This is a genomic window from Micromonospora sp. CPCC 206060, assembly GCF_036906895.1.
Taxonomy (GTDB): Bacteria; Actinomycetota; Actinomycetes; order Mycobacteriales; family Micromonosporaceae; genus Micromonospora.
On sequence record NZ_JBAKHU010000016.1, the window covers coordinates 34878 to 58657 of the forward strand.

The 23780-nt window shown below is 71.1% G+C and carries 20 protein-coding genes; 6 read left to right on the forward strand and 14 right to left on the reverse strand.

Going from position 1 to position 23780, the window contains the following annotated elements; genetic code table 11:
* Positions 1 to 99: 99 nt before the first annotated feature.
* Positions 100 to 7995 carry an RHS repeat-associated core domain-containing protein gene (locus V6U90_RS13455; protein WP_334435215.1) on the reverse strand — a complete coding sequence of 2632 codons (7896 nt, stop codon included), beginning with the start codon at positions 7993 to 7995 and terminating at the stop codon, positions 100 to 102.
* Between the two features lie 86 nt (positions 7996 to 8081).
* Between V6U90_RS13455 and V6U90_RS33925 the strand changes: the two genes are divergently transcribed.
* Both V6U90_RS33925 and V6U90_RS13460 read left to right on the forward strand, forming a co-directional pair.
* Positions 8082 to 8501 carry a helix-turn-helix domain-containing protein gene (locus V6U90_RS33925; protein ID WP_442933583.1) on the forward strand — a complete coding sequence of 140 codons (420 nt, stop codon included), beginning with the start codon at positions 8082 to 8084 and terminating at the stop codon, positions 8499 to 8501.
* Positions 8408 to 8734, forward strand: a complete 327-nt coding sequence (locus V6U90_RS13460; RefSeq protein WP_334435218.1) for a hypothetical protein — start codon at positions 8408 to 8410, stop codon at positions 8732 to 8734. Before V6U90_RS33925 ends, V6U90_RS13460 begins: the two co-directional genes overlap by 94 nt.
* A gap of 14 nt (positions 8735 to 8748) precedes the next feature.
* On the opposite strand, the gene V6U90_RS13465 is transcribed toward V6U90_RS13460, so the two are convergent.
* Genes V6U90_RS13465 through V6U90_RS13480 form a run of 4 tightly spaced genes read right to left on the reverse strand, consistent with a single transcriptional unit; the run spans position 8749 to position 10890 of the window.
* A complete protein-coding gene (locus V6U90_RS13465; protein ID WP_334435361.1) occupies positions 8749 to 8970 on the reverse strand; it encodes a hypothetical protein in 222 nt (73 codons plus the stop codon).
* Positions 8904 to 9908 (reverse strand): Dyp-type peroxidase, encoded by a 1005-nt coding sequence (locus V6U90_RS13470; RefSeq protein WP_334435220.1) that lies wholly within the window; start codon positions 9906 to 9908, stop codon positions 8904 to 8906. The genes V6U90_RS13465 and V6U90_RS13470 overlap by 67 nt, the downstream gene beginning before the upstream one ends.
* Complete coding sequence (locus tag V6U90_RS13475; RefSeq protein WP_334435223.1) at positions 9905 to 10096, reverse strand: DUF397 domain-containing protein; 192 nt, start codon at positions 10094 to 10096, stop codon at positions 9905 to 9907. Before V6U90_RS13475 ends, V6U90_RS13470 begins: the two co-directional genes overlap by 4 nt.
* Positions 10087 to 10890 (reverse strand): helix-turn-helix domain-containing protein, encoded by an 804-nt coding sequence (locus V6U90_RS13480; protein ID WP_334435225.1) that lies wholly within the window; start codon positions 10888 to 10890, stop codon positions 10087 to 10089. The genes V6U90_RS13475 and V6U90_RS13480 overlap by 10 nt, the downstream gene beginning before the upstream one ends.
* Positions 10891 to 11000: 110 nt before the next feature.
* Between V6U90_RS13480 and V6U90_RS13485 the strand changes: the two genes are divergently transcribed.
* Positions 11001 to 11201 (forward strand): hypothetical protein, encoded by a 201-nt coding sequence (locus tag V6U90_RS13485; RefSeq protein WP_334435228.1) that lies wholly within the window; start codon positions 11001 to 11003, stop codon positions 11199 to 11201.
* Positions 11202 to 11214: 13 nt separating this feature from the next.
* Here the strand turns inward: V6U90_RS13485 and V6U90_RS13490 are convergent, their stop codons facing one another.
* Positions 11215 to 12228, reverse strand: coding sequence for a DUF1996 domain-containing protein (locus tag V6U90_RS13490; RefSeq protein WP_334435230.1), 1014 nt, complete (start codon positions 12226 to 12228; stop codon positions 11215 to 11217).
* A 156-nt stretch (positions 12229 to 12384) separates the two neighbouring features.
* Between V6U90_RS13490 and V6U90_RS13495 the strand changes: the two genes are divergently transcribed.
* Complete coding sequence (locus V6U90_RS13495) at positions 12385 to 13209, forward strand: hypothetical protein (protein ID WP_334435233.1); 825 nt, start codon at positions 12385 to 12387, stop codon at positions 13207 to 13209.
* A gap of 45 nt (positions 13210 to 13254) precedes the next feature.
* Here V6U90_RS13495 and V6U90_RS13500 read toward each other — a convergent pair whose 3' ends face one another.
* Positions 13255 to 14658, reverse strand: a complete 1404-nt coding sequence (locus tag V6U90_RS13500; protein WP_334435236.1) for an NAD(P)H-quinone dehydrogenase — start codon at positions 14656 to 14658, stop codon at positions 13255 to 13257.
* A gap of 106 nt (positions 14659 to 14764) precedes the next feature.
* On the opposite strand from V6U90_RS13500, the gene V6U90_RS13505 reads away from it, so the two are divergent.
* Complete coding sequence (locus V6U90_RS13505) at positions 14765 to 15220, forward strand: gamma-glutamylcyclotransferase (protein WP_334435239.1); 456 nt, start codon at positions 14765 to 14767, stop codon at positions 15218 to 15220.
* Between the two features lie 197 nt (positions 15221 to 15417).
* Here the strand turns inward: V6U90_RS13505 and V6U90_RS13510 are convergent, their stop codons facing one another.
* From V6U90_RS13510 to V6U90_RS13535, 6 genes are all read right to left on the reverse strand, one after another.
* Complete coding sequence (locus V6U90_RS13510; protein ID WP_334435242.1) at positions 15418 to 17148, reverse strand: SulP family inorganic anion transporter; 1731 nt, start codon at positions 17146 to 17148, stop codon at positions 15418 to 15420.
* Complete coding sequence (locus tag V6U90_RS13515; RefSeq protein ID WP_334435245.1) at positions 17145 to 17504, reverse strand: ArsR/SmtB family transcription factor; 360 nt, start codon at positions 17502 to 17504, stop codon at positions 17145 to 17147. The genes V6U90_RS13510 and V6U90_RS13515 overlap by 4 nt, the downstream gene beginning before the upstream one ends.
* A gap of 273 nt (positions 17505 to 17777) precedes the next feature.
* Positions 17778 to 18743 carry a GNAT family N-acetyltransferase gene (locus tag V6U90_RS13520; RefSeq protein WP_334435247.1) on the reverse strand — a complete coding sequence of 322 codons (966 nt, stop codon included), beginning with the start codon at positions 18741 to 18743 and terminating at the stop codon, positions 17778 to 17780.
* A gap of 67 nt (positions 18744 to 18810) precedes the next feature.
* Positions 18811 to 19587 (reverse strand): SCO6745 family protein, encoded by a 777-nt coding sequence (locus V6U90_RS13525; RefSeq protein WP_334435364.1) that lies wholly within the window; start codon positions 19585 to 19587, stop codon positions 18811 to 18813.
* Between the two features lie 43 nt (positions 19588 to 19630).
* Positions 19631 to 20683, reverse strand: coding sequence for a hypothetical protein (locus tag V6U90_RS13530; protein ID WP_334435249.1), 1053 nt, complete (start codon positions 20681 to 20683; stop codon positions 19631 to 19633).
* A 13-nt stretch (positions 20684 to 20696) separates the two neighbouring features.
* Positions 20697 to 21323: an MBL fold metallo-hydrolase gene (locus tag V6U90_RS13535; RefSeq protein ID WP_334435250.1), complete on the reverse strand. Its 627-nt coding sequence runs from the start codon at positions 21321 to 21323 to the stop codon at positions 20697 to 20699.
* A 133-nt stretch (positions 21324 to 21456) separates the two neighbouring features.
* Here V6U90_RS13535 and V6U90_RS13540 point away from each other — a divergent pair, with 133 nt between their 5' ends.
* Positions 21457 to 22569, forward strand: a complete 1113-nt coding sequence (locus tag V6U90_RS13540) for a DUF4349 domain-containing protein (RefSeq protein ID WP_334435252.1) — start codon at positions 21457 to 21459, stop codon at positions 22567 to 22569.
* Here the strand turns inward: V6U90_RS13540 and V6U90_RS13545 are convergent.
* Positions 22523 to 23779: an amidohydrolase gene (locus V6U90_RS13545; RefSeq protein ID WP_334435255.1), complete on the reverse strand. Its 1257-nt coding sequence runs from the start codon at positions 23777 to 23779 to the stop codon at positions 22523 to 22525. The two genes, V6U90_RS13540 and V6U90_RS13545, sit on opposite strands and share 47 nt — an antisense overlap.
* Between the last annotated feature and the right edge of the window lies 1 nt (position 23780).

Sequence of the window (23780 nt, forward strand, 5' to 3'; positions counted from 1 at the left end):
CGGGGTGAGACTGGAACAACGACTGCGTTGAACAAGAATGCATCTGCGTCACTGACGCGGTGCGACAGCCACTCGTTGAAGGTAGTCACGGATATCACCTCAGCCACCCCTGTAGTAGGCGGTGCTCTTCCACGGCTGATCATAGTTAATGATCACCCGAACGCCATTGTGGTCGAACTTGGCAGAATTCTGCAAAGAGCCGTCCTGATTCTTCAACCTGACAGGTCCCGCGTTTCTCAAGGTTTCTTCAATCTCGAACTCACCCGGTCGACCCATTGCTGGATTACCTGCTCCCGTATGCCCATGCACGAACTGCACCATTTCATCGAGTGAGTAATCGGTTCCATGGAACGAAGCATCACCCGACTTTTTACCGCCGAACGGCTTCCCGCAGTACGGTCCGGTGTTGTGCACAAGTACGGGTGTGTTGCCGGCTACCACATAGTACGTGTGGATGTCGGCAACGGTGAGGTTGTAGACCCGGACGTGCCGCACCTGGGCGTGCACCCCGGCGACCTTGACCAGCCGCCCGTCCGAAGTCTTGAGCCACTGGCCCTGACGCAACTCGATCGCGTCTATCCACCGACCGCCCGGCGTTGCCGCCCGACCGTCGTCGTCGACCCAGAACGGGTGCCCGTCGGTGGCCGACAACCGGTCGGTGTCCCCATCCCCGGCGGCCACGTCAACTTCGACCAGGGTCTTATCGCCGTCCCCGACGATCAACGCGGTGACCGGCTTTGCCGCCCGCTCACCCGTCTCCGGATCCGCAGCCGCCACCCGGTCACCGAGCTTGACCTGCTCAATCGGCTTGGTCGAGCCATCGGCCAACAACACCCGGGTACCGGCGGTGAAACTGTTCGGCGACCCGCAGTCCCCCGACCCCTGCGGCTTCGTACCCATCGGATCCACCAGGCCGGTCGGCTGGTTGAACACGTACGCGTACAGATTGGTGTCACCCGAACCGAGACCCAAGGGGTCCTGACTAACGAACCGACCCGACGACGGCGAGTAGAACCGCGCCCGATAGTAGTAAAGCCCACTCGGGTCGTCCTCCCGCCCGGTGAACCGCACCGGGTTGCCGAGATCGTCACCCGAGACCGTGGTCCGACCGAACGGCTCGTAGGTGTACTCCGCCCCGATCGTGGACGAGTCTGCCACTCCGACAGTGCTACCCAGCCCGTCGGTCAGCAGTGACCGGGAGCCCGCATCGACGCTCCTGGTGAACACCTCGTCCACCCCGCCGGTGAGCAGGTTCGCCGTCGGCGTCGACCCGGTCAGCTCCTGCGCAACGTTCAGACCGTCGTAGAGGAACCGGGTGTTGACCCCGCCGGTGTCCCGGCTCGACCGACGGCCCAGCCCGTCGTAGCCGTACGTCACGGACAGCCCGGACTTCGCGTACGAGGTCAACTGGCCCCGGGCGTTCCAGGTGTAGGTCGCCGTGCCGTCCGAGGTCAGATTGCCGTCCGCGTCGTACGTCTGCGCGGACACCCCGTTGTTGACCAGTTGGTTCGCCGCATCGTACGTCGCCGGACCGTACGCCGCCGGCAGGATGGCCCGGGCGAAGCTGCCGCCCACGTGGATAACTCGACCGGCCGCGTCGTGGGTGTAGGAGAGATCGCCGAGGGTGGTACCGCCCCGGGTGTAGGTGATCGCGGTGAGCTGGCTCGCCACGTCGTACCCGTAGGTCTGGGTGACCCCCGCCGGCAGGCTGAGCGTCGCGCGGCGGCCGACCGTGTCGTAGCCGATGCCCACCGTCTCGGTGCCCCGGAGCACGCTGGTGAGTTGGTTGGCGTTGTTGTAGCCGTAGCTGACCTGCGGCTGACCGGCGACAGTCATGGTGGAACGCCGGTCCGCAGCGTCGTAGGTGTAGTCGACCTGGCCCTCCGGGGTGACCACCCGACCGACCCGGTCAAAGCTGTCCGGGGTGATCGTGGTGGTTCCGCCGGCCGAATCGACCACCGAGGTGATCCGGTTACCGGCGTCGTAGGTGTAGCTGGTCTGGCTCTCCGCAGTGCTGCCGGAGACGCCGTATTTCACCGTCGTGGGCCGGTCCAGCTCGTCGTAGTCGTAGCTGGTGACCTTGTTGCGCGCACTGGTGACGGTCTTGACGTTGCCGTTGCCGTCGTAGGTGTAGGTGCTGACCCGGTTGAGCTGGTCGGTCACCGTGGTCACCCGGTCTGAGGTGTCGTAGCCGTAAACGGTCGCGTTGGTGCGCGGGTCGGTGGCCTTCTTGAGGTTGCCGTTCGGGTCGTACTCGAAGGTGGTGGTCCGGCCGATCGGATCGGTCACCGAGGCGACCTGACTCGCACCGTCGTAGCTGATCCGGCTGGTGTTGCCCTGAGCGTCGATTACCCGGACCGGCCGGCCGATCCCGTCGGGCACCTGCCGGGAGACCCGGCCCAGCGGGTCGGTGACGCTCACCGGTTCGCCGAGCAGGTAGGTGTACGAGCTGAACTTGCCGGCGTTGTCGGTGACCTTGGTGATCCGGCCGGCTTCGTCGGTGTCGAAGGTGGTCACCCGGGACAGCGAGTCGGTGATCGTACGCAGCGCGCCGTTGCTCTGGTACGCGTACCTGACGCTGTGGTTGAGCGGGTCGGTGACCGTGCTGACCTGGTCGAACGGGCCGTTGTAGTCGATCGTGGTGGTCCGGGCCTGGCTGGTGCCGGCCATTTCCCTGACCATCTTGACGTTGCCGTACGCGTCGTAGGTCAGCTCGGTCCGCCGATTGAGCGCATCGACGTAGGCGGTTGGCAGGCTGGTCACCGGGTCACGGGTGATCTGGAGGGTCTGCGCCTTCGCGGTGCCGTAGGCGGCGGTGTCACTGGTGGTGAAGCCCTTGCTGTCGAAGGTGACCCGGCGGAAATGCCCGAGCGGGTCGGTCAGCCGGGTCTCGGTCACCCGACCGTTGGCGTCCGTGGTGTACGCGATCTGGAAGGTGGCGCTGCCCGGCATGGTCTGGAGCCGGACGCGGCCGTTGGCGTCGTACTCGTTGGTCAGGTAGACGGTGTTGCGCGGATCCTTGATCGTCTTGAGCCGACCGTTCTCGTACGTATAGGTGGTGACCCCGGCGTTGACGTCGGTGACCGTCTCCAGGTGACCACCGGCGTTGTAGGCGTAGCTGACCGCGCGGCCGATGTTGTCCTCGGCCCGGGTGATCCGGTTCGCCGTGTCGTACGAGAACTTGATCCACTTGCCGTTGGGCGAGGTGACCTGGGTGATCGGGCCTTTGGCCCGGACGATGCCGTCGGTGTCCGCCGGTGCCGGCGCCCGGGTCACGGTCACCGTGTTGCCGTACCGGTCCCGGATGGCCTGCAACGGGGACTCGTCGCCGAAGACGTAGGTGGTGCCGTCCCGTAGCCGGAGATCCCAGCCGTCGCCGTTCCAGGCCAGGATCGACCCGTTGAACGCGGTCGGGGTGGGGTCGGCCACGAACGCCGCGTTCAGGAAGTCGTTTGATCCGGTGCTGCCGGGGGTGATCCGGTGGTAGCGGACCCGGCCGCCGTCCGGCAGCAGCAGCCAGCACTCGACGAACCGGTTTTCCGAGTAGAGGTTGATGTCGTAGTCGGAGTTGGCGCCAATGCCGAAACTGCGCCGCCCGACATCGCTCTGCTGGTAGGTCCGGCGGACGGTCAGCGGAACGACGTCGTCGACGGTCAGGTCGGTGTGCTCGTCGAGAAAGAGCCCAGTGCCCAGGTCAACGGGGTCCGCGCCCCGGGCGCCACCACCGGGCACCGGGGCGGTGGCCGGCGGCGGGTCCTGGCCCGGGGTGATCAGCATCGCCCCGGTGAACTGGTAGACCTCGGTGCCCTTGTCCGGCTCGACCCGCCGGCCGTCCGGCGTGACGGTGCCGTGACCGTAGACAAACCACCCGCGGCCGGCTGGCTCGTAGTGCCAGAAGTCCATTTTGGCGCCCGGCGGCGCCTTGGTGAAGTTCGGGTAGATCACCCGGGCACCGGCCGGGAAGATGTACGAGCTGCCTGGCTGGACGGTGAAGTACGACGGCACCTGCGACCGGGGCAGCGGGAACGGCGCCCGGTCGACCGGGATGGCGGTGATGCCCAACTCGGTGACGACCCGACCGTTGACGTCCCGGACCACCGCCCCGGCGGGAATCCGGACCTCCAGGCCGGGAATCGCCGGCGTCGTGATCGACACCTCGCGCGGGGTCGGCGAGGCGAAGGAAACGGTGTTCGCGGTGTCCAGCCTGGTCAGCCAGATGGTGTACGGCAGGATGTTGGTCTGGCCGACGGTCAGGTCCACCCCGATGTCGTGCAGACCGAACCGCCGATCGCCGGAGCTCGCGCTCGCCCCGTCGACCCGCAGCACCCGGTGGCCGGCGTTGAGCCCAGCGAGCAGGAACTGTCCGTTCCGGTCAGTAGTCGCACGGGCCCCTTCGACGCTCACCGTGACCTGCGGCAGCGGCTTGCCGTCCAGGGTGAGCACCCGGCCGCTGAGTGCGGTGGTGCCGGCTGGCGCCCGTCGGGCCGGCGGGGCCGGCTCGGTCACCGCCGGCAGGTGGGCGTTCCAGTCAACGCCGCCGAGGTTGCGCCGGTCCGGCGTCCACGACTCACCCTGCTTCGCTGCGTTCTGCCCGGCGGCAGCGGTCGCCGAGACGCTGGGCGGCTCGTGTCGGGCCGGGGCGGTACGCGCCGAGGTGGGTGGCACCTGCTCACGTAGCCCGGCGTCCGGTCGCGCCCTGTCGTGGGCGAGGGCCTTGCCGGTCCGGGCGGATTGCGCCAGCCCGGGAACGAACCGGTCGAGCCCGTCGGTCGCCGGGCCGGCGGCGAGCGCCGGGGCCCGGGTGGTCAGGGTGGTCGCCGCAGTGCCGGTGAACGAGTACGGGCTGATGGTGAACTCGTAGGTGCCGGTACTCGGCAGGCCCGGGATGTTGATGGTCGCCGCACCGGCCAGCGTCGTCAGGATCGTGCCGTTCGGGTTCCGGACGATGACGTACGGGTAGTACGGCATGGTCACCGTGCCGTACTGCACCGCCAGGGTCTGACCGGCTGTCCCCGCGTAGCTGAACCGGGTGCTCTGCCCGGCCCGGTTCGCGGTCACCGTCTTGGCCGAATTCAGGCTGATCGTGCCGCCGTTGATCTGCTCGGAAAGGGTCAGCACAACCGACCCGGTACGCAGGTCGCTGGCGCCGACCAACACCCGATAGGTGCCGGCCGTCCCTGCGGTCGCCTCGATGCTGCCACCGTCGTTGATCAGTACATCGGTGACCGCCACGCCCTGGGCGTTGATGATCCGCACCTGGACGGTGGCGGTGCCGTAACCCCAGGAGGTGAAGCCGAGCGACAGCCGCTGCCCGGCAGTGGCGGTGAAGCTGCTCTCGGCGTACCGGCCGGCAGTGGCGACAGTCATGGTGCGGGTCACGCCGTTCACCGTCACCGCACCCGCGTCCAGTCGCTCGGCAAGGGTGAGCTGCGTCGACCCGGTGTCTGCGAACGGATAGACCACGACCTGGTAGGTGCCGGCAGCCGGCAGCGGGTCGAGGTCCACCTGGAGGTCGTTGAGCACGCCGTCCCGGAGCACGCTGCCGTCCGGCTTCAGGATCTGCACCGCGACGTAGTACTGGTAGGTGTACGACCCGAACTTGAGGCTCAGCCGCTGGCCGACTGCTCCGGTGAAGGTAAGCCGGGTGGTCTGACCGACCCGGGGGGAGCTGACGGTTTTGGCAGTGCCGATGGTCAGCGCTCCCCCGACGGTCTCAGCCGAGAGGGTGACCCGCACCGAGCCGGTGCTGCTGCCTTCCGGAGCGAGGACGAGCCGGTAGGTCCCTGCGGAGGCAGCGGTGAACCAGAAGGTGCCGAGCGCACCGATCCGGTAGCTGGCGACCAGGTTGCCGGACGGGTCGAGGACCTGCGCGCCGACAACTGCGGCGCCCGGCAGGGTCCAGCTGTCGAAGGCGAGGGCCAGCCGTGCCCCGGCCGTGGCGGTGAACGTGACGTCGGCGGCCTGACCCGCCTGGGTGAACGAGACCGTGAGCCCGGATCCGGTGGTGGTGATGCTGCCGGCGGTCTGCCGTTGCAGGAGCCGAGCGGTGAGCGATCCGGTGCTGGAGAACGGGCTGACGATGATGACATAGGTACCGGCCACCGGGAGAGCCGGCAGGTCGACCCGGAGCAGGGTCGCCGAGGTGGTGGTCAGGGTGCTGCCGTCCGGCCGGAGCACCGTCACCCAGGGGGTGAAGCCAAACGAGTAGCTCGGGAAGTCGAGGGTGAGCTGCTGTCCGACACTGCCAGCAAAGGTCATCCGGGCGTCCTGGCCGGGCCGGCTGAGGGTGGCACTACGCGGCGATCCGACCGCGACCGTCCCGGCCTCCAACGCCGTGGAGGCGGTGACGGTGACCGTGTCAGTGCCCTGGTTGTCGGGGCTGATGAGCAGGGTGTACGAGCCGGTCTGGCTGATGTCGAAGTCGAGGTCGGACCCGTCGTTATGGACGATGGTCCGCTCGGCCAGGCCCCAGAGCATGGAGTTGCCGTGTGGTTCCTTCACGTGCACGGTGAACGTGCTGGCCGTAAAGGTGGAGCCGGTGAAACCGAGGTTGAGGTGTTGGCCGGCGGTGACGTTGACGGTCAGCTCGGCCTGCTGGCCCGCGCGGGTGAGGTTGACGACGGTGCCGGCGCCGGTCAGGCTCAGCGCCCCGGTCACCCGACTGGACAGAGTGGCGGTGACCGAGCCGGTGGCGGTGCCCGCCGGGTCCACGACGAGCTGGTAGACACCGGTCATCGGCAGGGCCGGAAGTGCGTACCCGCCGTACAGCTTGGACACATAGAACGGGCCGTTGTACTGGTCGCGGCCGAACGGTTCGCCGTACGGGGAGTAGCCGTAGATGGCCAGGTCGGCGCCGCCAAAGGAGGCACCGGTCAGGCCCAGGCTGAGCCGCTGTCCCTTGGTCCCGGTGAAGCGGAGCAGGGCGACCTTGCCGGCGGTGGAGATGGTCGCCGTGCTCGGGGTGCCGTCGACGGTCAGCACCTGGCTGGCGCCGATGTCGGCCGCCACGTACGGCTTGGGCACGGCGACGAAGTCGGTGCCGCTGGTGGCCGAACCACCCGGCGTCACCACGGTGATCCGTCCGGAGCCCGCCGCCTCCGGCACGGTGACGGTGAGGCTCGTGCCGGTGGCCGCAGTCACCCGGCCCCGGGTCCGGCCGAAGGTGACGATGTCGGCGGCGGTGTTGGTGTCGAACCCGGTGCCGGTGATCGTCACCGTGCCGCCGGCCACGGCGCTTGCCGGGCTGAACCCGGTGACCGTCGGGGCGCTCGCGGCCGTGGCCACGGTGAAGGGCTGACCGCTGGTCACCGATCCCGCCGAGGTGGTGACGGTGACCGTGCCGGTGGTGGCCCCGCCCGGTACGGTCACCACCAGGCGGACCGCCGACGCCTGGGTGACCGTCGCGGTGGTCCCGTTGAACGTCACCGTGTTGCCGCTCGTGGTGGTGGCGAACCCGGTGCCGCTGATGGTGACGCTGGTGCCTGGGGGTGCCTGGCTGGGCACGAGGCTGGCGATGTTGAGCGCGGTCGAAGCTGACCGGGTCACCGAGAGCAGGTTGCCGGCCTGGTCGTAGTCGTACTTCGCGGTCCCACCACCCGTGGCGGTCTGGGTGATGCCGCGCAACTGGCCCGCACCGTCGTACGCGTAGTCGACCGGGTTCGACGGCAGCGCGGTGGCCCCGACCGGGGTGGTCAGGCCGGGGAGCTTCACCGGGGAGGCCAACGGCTGCTCCGGCGACGACGGCACCCCGGCGGTTGCCGGAACCGCTGTGCGGAGTGGCCCAGCTGACGGCTGCGCGGCACCGGACACGGGTGTCAGGGCGAGCTGCCCGGTGACGAACAGTGCGACCGCCGCCGCCACGGTGGGACGGCGGAACGGTCGCGACAGCAGATTACGCAGCACGGTGTCGACCTCCGGTATGGACAAACCGAGCCCTCGGTCAGGGGGCGGCGCGATGGTGGAACCCTCGGCCACCATGGCCATGAATATCGACACCTTGGTCACTCTGCGGGACAAGGGCGGGACAGAGAGCAACATTCGCGCCTACGATGTCGGGCAGTCATCACGGGGAGGCGACGAGCATGACCGTCGATGGGAATCCGTCTGGTGAGCCACGGCGGGGACGCCGTCGGACCGGACCGTCGGACCGGGATCTGAATGCACTCGCAACGGAGCTACGGCTGCTCCGTGAGCGTTCCGGCATGACGCTACGGGAGTTGGAGCGGCACACCTACGCGAGCGACTCTGCACTGTCCCGGTATCTCGCCGGCCGGGCGCTGCCGCCGTGGGAGGTGGTCGAGGCGCTCTGCCGGCAGGGCGGCGGAGAACGGCCGAGCTGCGGAGCCGCTGGGAGCAGGCACGCGACGCCCGCAGTCCGGGGCGGAAGCCGCCGGGGAACCCACCGCTCGTGGACCGGACGGGCCCTGCTGAGACCGGTTCCGCCCCGACGGATTTCGCCGCCAGCCGGGATGATCAGTTACTGGCAGCGCATCAGGCGGTGAGCCACACCATCTCGCTGATCCGGCAGCATGTCGACGCCGCCATCGACGCCAGCCAGCAGCGCCATGAGTCCACTGTAGAAGACGACCGGCGCAGCGACCCGGACATCCTGAACCGGCTCCTGGCCATCCAGGTCGCGAGCAGCATCGCCATGCGCGACCATCGGGCGCTGCTCTCGGCACTGCGGAAGCTGGACAGGCAGCACCGAGTGTCCCGCACCGGCCCGACCCGCTGAGCTGAGCGGTAAACCTAGCCGAGCAGGCCGTCGGGGAGCGCCCCGTCCGCCGGTGCGAAGAAGTACCCGCCGCCGTACGGCAGCACGTAGCGCTCCAGCGCCTCGCCGGCCAGTCGCCGCTGCACCGTCACGAAGCCCCGCTCCGGGTTGCGCTGGAAGCAGACGAAGATCAGCCCCTCGTCGGGGTGACCGGAGGCGTCGGCCGGCTGCCGGTACGAGTAACTGCGCCGCAGGATGCGACTGTCGGCGGTCTGCGGGTACGCGGGTCGGCCCGCCGGATGTGCGCGTCCAGCCGGATCATCCGCCCCTCGGGGTCGTCCGTGTAGCCGAAGGATTGGCCTTCCCGCCCGTGCCCCAGCGGCGCCCCGCTGTCCCGGTGCCGACCGAAGATCGCTTCCTGCTGGGCGGGCGGGTCGGCATTCCACAGTGCGGTCGCCATCCGGATCAGCCGGACGACCTGGTACGTCCCGCCCTGGGTCCACTCGGGCCCACCGTCGCCCCGATCGACCCAGACAAGTCGTCGCATCAGTGCGTCGTCGCCAGCGTCCGGGTTTCCGGCGCCCTCGCGGAACCCGAAGAGGTTCCGGGTGCTCGGATTCCCGTCGATGTTCGTGCCGTTCTCCGGTCGGAACCCACCGATCCGCCAGCGGACCCGTAGCCCGTCGCCGGCCGACCGGCGCAGGTCCTCCTCGACCGCCCGGGTCAGGTCGGCCTGCGCGGCGCAGACCTGCACGAGCAGATCACCGTGGCACCGCCCGGGGTCGAGCACGTCGTTGGGAAACGCTGGCATGGTGGTCAGAGCTTCGGGGCGCCGGTCTGCCAGCCCGAACCGCCCGTCGAAGAGGGACGCGCCCACCGCAAGGGTGACGGTGAGCCCCGTCGGGCTGCCGCTCTGCCGGGTGGCGGTGACCCGGGCAGTCAGCCGACGCAACAAGCCGGCAAGGGTGGACCGGTCGGTCACGGTCAGGTCGTACGCGGCCAGCAGCAACGCGGCCGGTGGAATGGTGACAATGCCCGGCTGGGGTGGCGGCAGTGCCGGGGCGTCGGCGCGTACCGGTCGACCGTCCGCGCCGCATCCGGCCAGCGGGCCGATCCCGGCGAGGGTGGTCAGACCGGCCGTCGTCCCGAGCACCGCCCGACGCCGGACCCCACCGGGCAGATGGTCGCCGGTCACCGCTGCCCGGCAAGGCGAGCCAGGAAGGCCCGCCAGGCGGCGGCGTCGAAGGTGAGTACCGGGCCGGTCGGGTCCTTGCTGTCGCGTACCCCGATCACACCCGGCAGGTTCCCGGCCACCTCGACACAGTTGCCGCCCTGGGTGTTGCTGCGGCTGCTCTTACGCCAGACCGCGCCGGTCAACTCCATCGCCGCACCCCTTCCCTGATCAACTCGATGGACTGCTGGTGGGACAGCGCCTCGCTCCGGATCGACTCCCACGCCTGCCGGAGCACGGCGATCTCCCGGGGCCGGTCGAGGAGCTGGCCGTAGAGCAGATCGTCCAGAAAGGCGGCGTCGTTTTCCTCCGGCAGGGTGGCGACGATGAAGGGCCCGCTCAGGCCGACGTGCACGCCGACGGCGGTCGGCACCACCTGGATCCGCACCCGGGGCCGCTCCGCGCAGATCCGCACCAGGTGGTCGAGTTGCTCCCGCATGACCTCCGGACCGCCAACCGGCTGGTGCAGCACCCGCTCGTCGACCACGGCCGCCAGGTGCGGCGGGTCGTCCCGGTGCAGGATCGCCTGCCGCTCCAGCCGGGCCGCGACCTGCTGCTCCACCTCACCGGTACGGCGCAGCGCGCCGGCCTGGAGCAGGGCCCGGGCGTACGCCTCGGTCTGCAACAGTCCGGGGAAGACTGACAGCTCGAAGGAGTACAGCGCTGTCGCGGACTGCTCGATCTCCACCCACTGGCGGAACCAGGGCAGCACCTGGACCCGGCCGACCACCTTCTGGATCCGGGCCAACCGCCCACCGGTCGCCAACACGTCGTCGCAGTGCTGGGCGAACTCCCGGGTTGGCCGGCGCTGAGCCAGCTCGATCTTGGCGATCAGCGAGGGCGAGTAGCTGACCCGCTGGGCCAGGGTCTCCTGGGTGAACCCGGCGTCGGCGCGGGCCCGCCGCAACTCGTCGGCGAAGAGATCGAGCGTGCCGGAATCTGCCACGTACCTCTCCTTACCGGCCGGCGGCGGGCGGTGACAACCAGGCTGGTGCCGTCGCCGATCCTTTCAGAACAGGCCACGACTTCACCAGACTGTGACTGCGGGATCGCCGCGTGTCATACCCGAGGCACGTGCGCACGGTCCGCCCGGGGCCGCCCTCGCCCTACCCGGTGGGCCTCTCGGTCTATCTCTGCGGCCTGCTGCACCTAGCCATCACCGACCTGTACCGGCTCAACCCGCACGACGCGCCCGCCCCCAGGGCTCTGTTCAACCGGTTCGTCGGCTGGTCGCCGCGCAACCGGCGACCAGCCTGAGAGATGTACGGGACTACTGCTGGATCGGGTTGCCGTCGTTGCCGCAGATGTACCCGGCGACGATGCAGTTGGTCACCCGCCGCTGGAGTTCGGCGGCGTCCCAGGCGTTGAAGAAGTCGCCGTGGAAGGTGTAGCCGGGGGCGTTGGTGACGTTGGTCCCGTTACGGGTGCCACCGAGGCTGAGCCCACCGCCGTTGACCGGGTAGGTGATCAGGAACTCCAGTCGGGGCACCGGGACCGGGTGGCTGGCCGGGCAGTAGCCGCCCACCCCGCCGAGCCCGAACGCCATGTGGCTCTTGTGGTCGGGGCTGTCCAGGTTGATCCCGTCCCAGCAGGTCGGGAAGTCGAGGTACGTCTCCAGTTTCGACCCGGCCGGACAGTTCAGGAAGTCCCGGCTGGACTCCGGGTACCCCCGGCACGACCAGCGGGCCGCCGGGTTCTGGTCCGGACTGGTGGCCAGTGCGTTGCCCACCACCATCTTCAGACCCCGCGGGTACGGCTTCACGTTGAGCCGGTCGGTGATGCCCTGGTAGTAGACCGTGACGTGCTCCGGCGCCACCGGCACACCGTACTTGTAGAGCGTCGGCACCCAGTACGCGGAGAGGTCGGTCAGCGGGTTGCAGTTGGTGGTACCCAGGCTCAGCGACTGGAGGGTGGAGTACGCGTCGGTCGTCCGGTTGCCGAAGAACTCGTGCATGTGCGACGCGCCGGGCTGGCCATACCGGACGATCGGGTCGTCGAGTGAACGCCCCTTGCTGGCGCAGTCGGCCCGGAACTCGGAGCCGCGTACCGGGGCGAGCTGGAGTTCCAGGGCGGCGGCCTCCTGCTCCGAACTCAGCACGTACCCATGATCGGCGTGGTTGCCGGCGACGGTGGACGAGTCGCCGGCGACGGCCGGCGCATCGCCGTCGACGTAGCCCGCGCCGACGGCGGAGAGGGTGAGCAGGGCGACGGTCAGTGCGCCGAGGCGGCGCAGGTACGGATGTCCGGTAGGGCCGGCGCTGCCGCGCCGGGGGATGAGCCGCATGGTTCCTCCTTGCCCGGCATGGGCCGGGCGGTTGACGGAACGAATCCATGAGAGCGCTCTCTGGAGCTCATTGATAACCGGACGCAACGACATCTGTCAATGACTGTAAAGATGGCGGGATTGCCGGGAGGACGCGGCAACGGACAGACTGGCGCGGTGACGGCTACCGATGCGCCCCGCGCCCGGCCGGGCCGAACGGCCACCCTCGGACTGGCCGCCCTGGTCCTGGCCGGTTGCTACCTGATCGGGTCGGCGTTCCTGGTGCTCGGCCAGACCGGTGCACCCGGCCACTCCGGCACCTTCTACGACCCGTCCCGCTGGCTCCTGCTCGCCGCCCTGACCGGGGCCGGCATCGCCGTCGCCGCCGTCCGGTCCCGGGCGCACGCGGCAGCCGCGACCGTCGTCGGCGCGGTCGCCGCGCTGCAACTGGCCGCCACCGGGGCGTACGCGGTCAAGCACTGGCGGCCGTTCTCCGGAGCGAACGGCTACGGCCACGCGAACCTGGCCGAGGTGGTCGGGTACGCCAAACTCATCATCGGCACCGCCGTCGTGCTCCTGCTGCTCTGCCTGGCCGGCATGTGGCGGTTCGGCGCCTTCGGCGGTCAGAGCGGTCAGGGCGGTCAGGGCGATCCGAAAAACCAACCCGGCGGCACCGCTGGTGCAGGGGACCGGCTGCTCGCGCTCGGGCTCGGGGCGTTCGTCGCGGTGACCGTGCCGACCGCCCTGGGCGTCGGCCGCGCGGAGACCATGGACCTGACCTCGCTCGGCGCGTTCGCGCTGGTCTACGCCCTGCCGTGGGGGACCGCCCTGGCCGCCACCGGCTGGCTGCACCGGACCGCCGCGCTGGCCACCGCCGGTACGGTCCTCGGCTCGGCGGTCGCCTGCCTGGTCTTCCACCGGATGACCTGGCCGGCCAACCCGGTGATCGGAATGTCGATAGCCGTCGCAGCGGCGGCGGTCGTGCTGCACCGCCGCCGCTGAACGGGATCGGTGTGCAGTGCCGCGACGACGCTGCACACCCGACGGTTACTCCAGTTCGTGCAGCATGAGCTGGCGGGCCGCCTCGGTGATCGAGCCGGAGAGCGACGGGTAGATGGTAATGGTAAGGGCGAGCTGGTCGACCGTCATGTGGTTCTCCACCGCCATGGTGATCGGCAGGATCAGCTCGCTGGCCTTCGGGGAGACCACCACGCCACCGATCACCTGACCGCTCGCCGGTCGGCAGAAGAGCTTGACGAAGCCGTCGGAGAGACCGGCCATCTTGGCTCGGGCGTTACCGGCCAGCGGCAGCATGATCTGCCGGGCCGGGGTACGCCCCGAGTCCACCTCGTCCTGCGAGACGCCGACCGTGGCCAGCTCCGGGTCGGTGAAGACGTTCGCCGCGACGGTACGCAGCCGCAGCGGCTGGACCGCGTCGCCCAGCGCGTGCCACATGGCGATCCGCCCCTGCATGGCGGCGACGCTGGCCAGCGGCAGTACCCCGGTGCAGTCCCCGGCGGCGTAGATGCCCGGCACGTTGGTCCGGGAGACCCGGTCGACGGTCACGTAGCCGCCCTTGGCGACCGCGACGCCGTACTCCTCCAGGCCGAGCCCGGCGGTGTTCGGCACCGAACCGACCGCCATCAGCGCGTGCGAACCGGTGACGATCCGGCCGTCGGAAAGCTCGACCTCGACCCCGTCGGCGGTACGCCGGACCGCCTCGGCCCGGGAGTTGTTCAGGATGGTCATGCCCCGGGAACGGAAGACCCGCTCGATGGCCATGGCGGCGTCGGCGTCCTCGTGCGGCATCACCCGGTCCCGGCTGGAGACCAGAGTGACCTCGATCCCCATGGCGAGGTACGCGCTGGCGAACTCCGCACCGGTCACGCCGGAACCGATGACGATCAGGTGTTCGGGCAGCTCCGGCAGGTCGTAGACCTGGCGCCAGGTGAGGATGCGCTCGCCGTCCGGTACGGCGGTGGGCAGCACCCGGGGGGTGGCCCCGGTGGCGATCAGGACCGTACCCGCGTCGACGGCGTACTCGGCCCCACCGTCGGCGGGGTTGACGATCACCTGGTGGGTGTGGCCCAGGGTGTCCACGCCGAGCCGGGCGTGGCCGGTCACGAAGTTCACCCCCGCCTTGACCAGCTTGGCGTGGATGTCGGCGGACTGGGCCAGGGCGAGCCGCTTCACCCGGTCGTGCACCGCCCGGGCGTCCACGGTGACCGCCTCCAGCCCGTCGGAGTCGATGCCGAACTCCTCCGTGTCCCGGTAGCCGGTCAGCACCTCGGAGCTGGCGATGAAGGTCTTGGAGGGTACGCAGTCGGAGAGCACGCAGGCACCGCCGGCTCCGTCGGCCTCGACGACGGTGACATCGGCGTCCAACTGCGCGGCGACCAGCGCCGCCTCGTAGCCGGCCGGCCCGCCTCCGATGATCACGATCCGTCTCACCGCGTACGCCCTTCCTCGATGCTCACAGTGACTTTCTTCTCCCCGATGCGTCCGACACGCACTGTCGTATTCTCCCCCACCCGTTCTCCGAGCTATCGTCATCGCCGTGCGTCATTACGCCGCCTACGGCTCTAACCTTGACCCTGCGCGCATGCGTGCCTACTGCCCGCATTCGCCGATGGTGGGTACCGGCTGGCTGGAAGGCTGGCGGCTCACCTTTGCCGGTGAGGACGTGATCGGCTGGGAGGGGTCCGTCAGCACGATTGTCGAGTCCCCCGGCGACCGGGTCTTCGTGGCGCTCTACGACATCCACCCCTGGGACGCCGCCCAGCTCGACGAGATCGAGGGCGTGACCGCCGGCACGTACCGCAAGCTGACCGTCCGTGTCTCCACTCTCGACGGCGATGTCACCGCCTGGGTGTACGTCTTCGACGGGTACGAGGGTGGCCTGCCCACCGCGTGGTACCTGTCGGAGATCGCCAACGCGGCGGAGAAGGCCGGCGCCCCCGACGACTACGTAGCGGCGCTGCGCGCCCGCCCCACCGGGACCGCAACCGCCTGAGCCGGCGACCGGAACGGCACCGTCATGCGGGCCGGCGACCCCGCCGGTACCGCTGACGGAGCGCGTCGGGTCAGGGTCTGGCCCGGCGCCGCCACGTCGGTGTAGCGCGTCCTCCACTCCACCAGTCTGCTCCGTCGGGATCTGCCGGTTGCCGGCACCCCGGCCCCCGGTCGCCCATCCCACACCGGTGCGGGCACCTAGCCCACACCGGGTACGACCGTCGGCTCCACCCCGTGACCGGGCTCCACCCCGTGACCGGCCGGGAGCACCCCGCTGCGGTGCAGGTGGGTCCGGGCGGCGGCGATCGCCTCCGGGGTCGTGTCGAACAACCGCCCTTCGGCCCGGAGCCGGGTCAGCAGCCCACCCGCGTCGAGGGCCCGGGCGTGTTCGGCCCGCACGCCGGAGGCGTAGACGGTGATCCCCCGGTGGGCCAGCCGGTCGACCGCGTCCCGCAGGACGATGGCCCCGGTGGCGTCGACAGTGCTCAGCCGGGACAACCGCAGGATGATCACCCGAACCTCGGCCACCTCGGTGAGTTCCAGCAGGAACCGGTGCGCGGCGGCGAAGAAGAGCGGCCCGTCGATCCGGTACGCGACGATGTGCTGGCTGAGCAGCGCGTACTCCTCGGCGTGGTGGTCGGAGTCGTCCAGTGGCAACTCCTCCAACCGGGCCGCCATCGCGATCTTCCGCAGCGCCAGGGCGCCCGCCACCACCAGGCCGATGATCACTGCGGTCACCAGGTCGAGCAGCAGGGTGGCGGCGGCCGTCAACGCCATCACCAGCGTGTCCGAGCGGGAGGCCCGGGCCAGCGCCAGCAGGGCGGAGAGTTCGACCATGCGGACCGCGGTGGCCAGCAGCACCCCGGCCAGGGCGGCCAGCGGAATCTGGCCGACCAGGGGCGCGGCCACCAGCATCAGCAGGGCCAGGGCGATTGCGTGGGTGAACGCGGCCAGCCGGGACGCCGCCCCGGACCGCACGTTGACCGCGGTGCGGGCGATCGCCGCGGTGGCGGGTACCCCGCCGAAGAGGGGCGCGGCCAGGTTGGCCAGCCCCTGACCGAAGAGTTCCCGGTCCGGGTCGTGCCGCTGGCCGACGGTCATCCCGTCCGCGACCGCCGCCGAGAGCAGGCTCTCCAGGGCGGCGAGTGCGGCAACGGCGACCGCCGCCCCGACAAGCGTGGGTACGGCGGCGGGGTCCAGGAAACCCAGGGAGGGCCGGGGCAGGGTCGCCGGCAGCGCGCCGATCCGGGTCACGTCCAGTTCGGCGACGGCCACGACGATCGTCGCGAGGGCGACCGCGACCAGGGAGAACGGGATGGTGGGACGCCACCGGGCGCCGACCAGCATCAGCACCGCGACGCCGACCGCGAGCGCGACGGCGGTCCAGTCCGGCCGTCCGGCGAAGTCCCGCACGCCCTGCCAGGCCAGGCCGAGGACCTTCTCCCCGCTGCCGGCCGGTACGCCGAGCGCGGCGGGCACCTGCTGGAGGAAGATCACCGCCGCGATGCCCAGGGTGAAACCCTCGATGACCGGGGCCGGCACGTACCGCATGTACCGGCCGGCCCGCAGCGCCGCCAGGACGATGAGGATGACCCCGGCGAGCAGTCCGACGGTGAGCACCCCGCCCGGACCGTGCCGGTGCACGATCGGCACCAGGACCACGGTCATCGCGCCGGTCGGGCCGGAGACCTGGAGGTTCGACCCGCCGAAGGCCGCCGCGACCGCCCCGGCGACGATCGCCGTGGCGAGGCCGGCCGCCGCGCCGAGACCGGAGGCCACCCCGAACCCGAGGGCCAGGGGCAGGGCGACGACCGCGACGGTCAGCCCGGCGAGCAGGTCGCGACCGGGTTGCCGGCGCAGTGCGGCCAGGTCGGCCCGGCCGGGGAGCAACCGGCCGGTGCGCCGGGCAAGGTCCGCGACGATGCTCACGCGCCGTCCGCCGGGGGCCGCTGCGGATCGGGTACGTCGAGCAGGGCGTCGAGGAGCACCGTCTGCCCGGCCAGCATCTCGGTGAGGATCCGCCGGGCGGCCCGCATCAGGTCGGCGACGTCCGGGCCGGCCAGGGCGTAGGTGACCGTGGTGCCCTCACGGGTGGAGACCACGATGCCGGCCCGGCGCAGCACGGCCAACTGCTGGGAGAGGCTGGACGCCTCGATGCCGATGTCGGCGAGCAGATCGCGGACCGGTTTGGGCCCCTCGCCGAGCAGTTCGAGCACCCGGATCCGGACCGGATGGCCGAGCATCCGGAAGAACTCGGCCTTGGCCTGGTAGAGCGGAACGGGCACAGGTCCCCCATCTCGACGGCGCCGGTGAGCCCCTCCCACCTGAAGCCTTGAATAATTGAAAACTTCTTCAAGTATTCAGGCGAAAGTGGGGGATGTGCATGTGAGCTGCTGCACATCCCCCAGGGCCCCGCGTGGCGAGGCGGCCCGCGTGGCGAGGCGGCCCGCGTGGCGAGGCGGCCCGCGTGGCGAGGCGGCCCGCGTGGCGAGGCGGCCCGCGTGGCGAGGCGGCCCGCGTGGCGAGGCGGCCCGCGTGGCGAGGCGGCTGCGCCGGGATCAGCGGGCGGCGGCCACCTGGCGTTCGTACATCTCGATCGAGCGCGCCTCGGTCAGCCCGACCGAGCGGTAGAGGTGGACCGGGTCGGTGGGATTGCTCAGGTCCACGCCGAGACCTGCGTACCCGCGCCCCTTCGTGGCGTACCGGGCGAACGCGTGGCGCAGCAGCGCAGCCCCGATCCCCCGGCGCCGGTGGCCGGGCAGCACCGCCAGGTGTTTCACGAAGCCCATGTCCTGCTCCAGCGCCTGGTCGGAGGAGCGCAGCACTCCGGCCGGTACGCCGTCGCACTCGGCGACGAACCACTCGTCCCAGTCGGCCCCGCCCCGCCCGGCGACCTCGGCGTACCAGCGGTCGAAGCCGACCGGCTCGTAGTCCGGAGTGTCCCGGAACGCGGTGTCGTAGATGCGGTGAAAGTCACGCAGGTCGGCGTCGTCGTCGGGGCGTACCGGCCGGATGGTCACCCCGGGCGGCGGGACCGGTGGCTCCGGGGCCACCCCGGCCAGCGACCGGGTCATCCGCACGTACCGCTTGACGAACCGGAACCCGGCGTCCCGAAGCAGGCCCAGCCAGTGCGTCTCCGGCGGGCACACCACGCAGCGAACGGTCAGCTCCGGCAGCCCGCGCTCGGCGACGCGCTCGGCGACCCGGGCGAGCTGACGGTCCAGCAGCGGCCCCTGTGCCGCAACACCCCGCTCCGGGTCGACGTAGATTTCGACGAACTCCCGCCCGGTGCCGGTCGGGTTGTCCACCGTCGCCCAGGCAACCACCGAGCCGTCCGGGTCGAGCGCCAGCCAGCAGTCCCGGGACGGATCGGTGTACGGCGCGGTCAGCGACTCCCGTACGTCGTCCAGACTGAAGTCCGGGTAGCCGACGGCGAAGGTGTCGGCGGCGTGCACCACGGCGAGGATCGCCGGAGCGTCGTCCAGGGTGGGGCGTCGGGCGGTCCAGCCAGCGGGAAGCGTCACGGCTGGCAGCTAACCCGATGACGACCCGCCGCGCCGCTGATTTTTCCGCCGCGCCCCGGCGGGCGGCTCATCCGTCGCCGGACGGCAGAGCCTGCCCGGCTGTCGGGTCCGGCCGGAGCCGGGTACGGGCCGCGACGAGCAGATCCACCAGTTCGACCCGTTCGGCCGGATCGAGTACCGCGAAGGCCGCCGAAGCGAGCCGGTCGGTCACCGACTCGGCCCAGATCCGTCGGCGGACCAGCGGTGCCACCGCCGGGTACGGCGGGGGCCAGCCGCAGGCCACCGCCCCGGCCGGCCCTTCAGGACCGGCCACCACCGCAGCCAGCGGAGTCATCCCGCCGGCCCGGGCCGCGACCAGGTGGGCACCGATGAAGAGTTCGCGGAGCAGGTGCAGGTGGGCTGCCGCCCGCGCCCCGGGGGCCTCGTCCGGCACCGGCATCGTCCGCCAGGCGGCGAAGAGCGGCAGGCCGGCCGGATCCGCCGCCGCCACCGCCCGGCCGGTCAGCTCGACCAGCCGGTCCAGTCCGGGTACGGCGGTGAGGTGCTCGATCCCCCAGCGACAGCACTCGGCGTAGCTGGCGGTGGCCACCTCGACCGGGGTGGCCACCCGGAGGGCGGCGTCCCACCCGTCGGCGACGGCGTCCGGCGCGATGAACCCCAGCGCCGCCGCCACGGTCTCGGCACGGACATCCCCGAGGGCGCCCCCGCGCCCGGCGACGTAGAAGGCCCAACTGGAGATCCCGAGCAGCCGGGCCCGGTGCAGCGTGCCCGGACACTGGTGGAAGGCCCCGCCGACCTCGATGACGGCCGGCTTGCTGGCTGCCGCGGTCTGCTCGGGAGTCACCGGACCCGCCTCCGTCCCGGCCACCACGGTGGCCCCGCCACGCTCACCCGCCTGAGTCTGCACCGCTGCCGTCGCCTCTGGCAGCCCCCTCCCGGTCAAGGTTCTCCACCGCCGCCTCGACCTCGCCGGCCCGTCGACGGGCCAGGGTCAGGGCTCGTTCGGCACCCTTGCGCCCGAGTTTGCGCTGCCCCGCCTCCTGTTCGGCGGCCGCCCGCCGACGTTCCAGCGCCGCCAGTTCCGCGATCAGGCCGGCCAACTCCTCGACGGCGTCCTGCTCCGCCGCGCGCGCCCGGTCGAGGTCGACTTCGGCCCGCTCCTGGTCGGACCGGGCCTGTTCCAGCTCGCGGTGCAGGGCCCGGCGGCGTTTCGCCCGCTCGGCCTCGGCCTTCCGCTCCGCCTTCGCCTGCTCCGCCTCCGTCTTCCGCTCCGCCTTGGCCCGCTTCGTGTCCGCCTTTGCCCGGTCCGTGTCCGCCTTGGCCCGGTCCGTGTCGGCCTTCCGGGCCGGCTTCGCCCGGTCCGGCTCCGCCGCATGGTCCACTGTGGGCCCACCGGTCGGCTCCGGTGCCGGTTCCGCACCTCCTCCGGTGACCAGACGTAACCGGGGACGGGGCACCTCGCCGAAGCCGGCGTAGCTCACCGCGCGGATCAGCCGGCCGGAACGGACCTGCTCGGCGACCTCCACATCGGAGAGTGCAGCGTTCAACGTCGCCTCGACCTCCCCGAGCGGCAGTTTCCCGGCCGGCGGCGCCGGTTCGGCCCGGCCGGCCAGGGAACGCGCCTCGGCCACCAGGGCACCGACCAGCGCCCGCCGCTGCCCGGAGAGTTCCCGGAGGGTGTCACCGCGCAGCTCGCGCTGGGCGGCCCGCAGCGCGGTCGAGAGTTCGACGAGGTCAGTAATCAGTTCCGGACGTCGGATGGCGAGCAGGTTCACCAGCCAGGCCGCCACCGTCGGTTTGCGCAGTTTGGCGATCTCGCGGGCGCCGGCCGCATCACCGGCGGCGCGCGCCGCCGCGACCGCCGCATCGCGGGCCGCCACGAAACCGTCGGGCGGCGCGGCGTAGAGCCGCTGGACCAGCTCACGGGAGAGGGCGGGCATGTGGGTACGCCGGTCAGTCCAGCCGGGTCCCCGGGTCCAGCCGGGTGTATCCGCAGTCGGTGAGCCGGGTCAGGTTGGCGTTGGTGAACTGGAGTCCGGCGTCGTTCAACAGCCCGTCGTGCAGGGCGAAGGCCCGGCGGGGGGCCACCGCCCGGACGAAGTCCACGGCTTCGGAGAGCTTCAACCAGGGCGCGTGGATCGGCACGAAGAGCGTCTCCACCTCGGTGTCCTCCGGCACCACCAGCGAGTCCCCCGGGTGGTAGACCCGGTCGTCCACCAGGTACGCCAAGTTGGCGATCCGGGGGATGTCCGGGTGGATGACCGCGTGCGCACCGCCGTAGGCGCGTACCGGCACGCCGGCTGCGGTGAACGACTCCCCCGGCTCGACGGCGGTGAACGCCGCTGCCGCACCGGCCAGTTTGTCGGCCAGGGTCGAGTGTCCAAAGACGGTCAGCGGGCGTCGGTCGAGCTGGGTGGTGAGAGCGTCGACATCCAGATGGTCCGGATGCTCGTGCGTGATCAGTACGGCGTCGGCCCCGTCCAGGGCGGCCGGTTCCGCGAACATGCCCGGGTCGATCACCAGCACACCCCCGTCGTGCTCGATCCGGACGCAGGAGTGGGTGTACTTGGTCAGTCGCATAGTGACTCCTCGATAACCGTCTTGTTGGCCGAATCGTGACGTCCTGAACGCAGTCTGCCGGAACCGCCGTACCACCGCCGTACGTCTGACGGATCGCCTCGATCCGTGGGGCACTGACGAAGAGGTGTGGACGATGAATGTTCTCCGACGGCACCGGCCGGGTCTGCTCCTGGCCGTACTCGGCCTGGCCGCCCTGGTCGGGGTCGGCGCGTGCAGTAGTGCACCCAAGAGTTCCTCTGACAGTTCGGCTGGCGGCAACAGCGCTGCCGAGGCGCCAGCCGCCGCTCCGGCCGACAAGCAACAGGCACCGGAGCAGGCGGTCCCAGGCGGTGCCGGCAAACCGGCCGCCGAGGCGCCCCGGCCGGATCAGCGGGTCGACCAGCGGTCGATCATCTACACCGGATCGCTGCGGGTACGCGTCGACGACGTGGACGCGGCGGCGGCGGACGCGATCCGGATCGTCACCACGGCCGGCGGATTCGTCGGCGGTGACCGGCGCAGCGGCGGACGGATCATCGGCAGCGGGGACAACCGTGGGCGGAGCGGCCCCGAGGCCGACCTGGAGCTGCGGGTACCGGCGGCGAAGTTCACCGGGGTGGTGGACCAGCTCGCCGGGCTCGGGGAGTCGCTGAGCCGGGAGGTCAACACCCAGGATGTCACCGAGGAGACGGTTGACCTGGCAGCCCGGATCGCGACCCAGCGGGCCCGGGTGGAGAGCGGACGGAGGCTGCTCGCCCAGGCCAAGACGCTCGGCGAACTGATCTCGCTGGAGAGCGAGGTGGCGAAGCGGGAGGCCGACCTGGCGGCCCTGGAGGCGAAGCAGCGCCGGCTGGCCGACCTGACCGCGCTCTCCACGATCACGGTGGAGTTCCGCGAGGTGGCACCGCCACCGCCGGCCGAGAAGGAGGACGAGGCCGGGTTCCTGGTCGGGCTGAAGGCCGGCTGGCGGGCCTTCCTCGACACGTCGGTCGTCGTGCTCACCGTCGTGGGGGCGCTGCTGCCGTGGCTGGTGGTGCTGGGCGTACCGCTGTGGGTGCTGTTCCGCTGGCTGCGGCGTCGGCGGGCCGGCAGGGTGGCGGCGCCGCTGGCGGGTCGGCCCGCCCCGGTGCCGGCGACCGTCGGGCTGCCGACGCCGCCGGTCCGGCCGGCCGAGCCGGGGGTACCGGGTCAGGTGGCCCCGGCACCCCGACCGCCGATGACTACTGAGCCGCCATCGAGCGCAACGCCGTCTGGACCAGGAGCCTGATCCCCACGGTGATCGCCCGTTCGTCCACGTCGAAGGTGGCCCGGTGCAGGTCGATGTTGGGCGCGGCCCGACCGACGCCGAGCCGGGCCAGCGCGCCGGGGACGTACTCCAGGTACCAGGAGAAGTCCTCACCCCCCATGCTCTGCGGGGTCTCGGCGATGCCCTCGGGTCCGAGGGCGGCGGCGGTGGCGGCGGTGAGCACCGAGATGGCCCGGCTGTCGTTGCACACCGGCGGCCGGCCCCGGAGGTACTCCAGGTCGACGGTGGCGCCGGTCGGCGCCACCACGTCGCGGACCACCTGGGCGACGATCTTCGGGGCGCTCTCCCAGGTGTCCCGGTCGAGTACCCGCAGGGTGCCGGAGGCCATCGCCTCGCTCGGGATGACGTTGTAACGGGTGCCGGCGGAGGCCTGCCCGAAGACCAGCAGCAGGCCGCTGTTCGCCGGCACCCGGCGGCTGACCAGCGCCGGGACCTCGGTGACGAGGCGGCCGAGCGCGTCGACCAGGTCGACGGTCAGGTGCGGCCGGGCGGTGTGCCCGCCCGGCCCACTGAGCCGGACCGTGACGTTGTCGGCCGCCGCGGTGATCGGGCCGACCCGCAGCCCGATCTTGCCGACCGGCAGGTTGGGGTCGCAGTGCAGGGCGAAGATCTGGGTGACGTCCTCCAGGCCACCGGCCTCGACGACCTCCAGCGAACCGCAGGGCAGGATCTCCTCGGCGGGCTGGAACAGCAGCCGGACCCGGCCGGGCAGTTCGCCGCGCTCGGCGAGCCGGGCCAGGAGCAGCCCGACCCCGAGCAGCACGGTGGTGTGCACGTCGTGGCCGCAGGCGTGACAGACGCCATCGACAGTGGAGCGGTAGGGGACATCCTTGACGTCGGTCAGCGGGAGCGCGTCGATGTCCGCCCGCAGGGCGACCACCGGCCCGTCCGGGCGGCCGTCGATGTCGCAGATCACCCCGTTGCCCTTGGGCAGCAACCTCGGGTGCAGGCCGGCGAGCGAGAGCTCCCGGGCCACCAGGGCGGCGGTCTCGTACTCCTGGCCGGAGAGCTCCGGGTGGGCATGGATGAAGCGACGTGTGGCGATGAGGTCCGGTACCCGGAGAGCGAGCAGCTCGTCCAGCTCGAAGGGAAGCGGCTGGGCTCCGGTGGGCGTCGCGGAGACCGACGACGCCAGCTGGCTGCCAACGGGCAGCGTCAACGCACTCGTCACG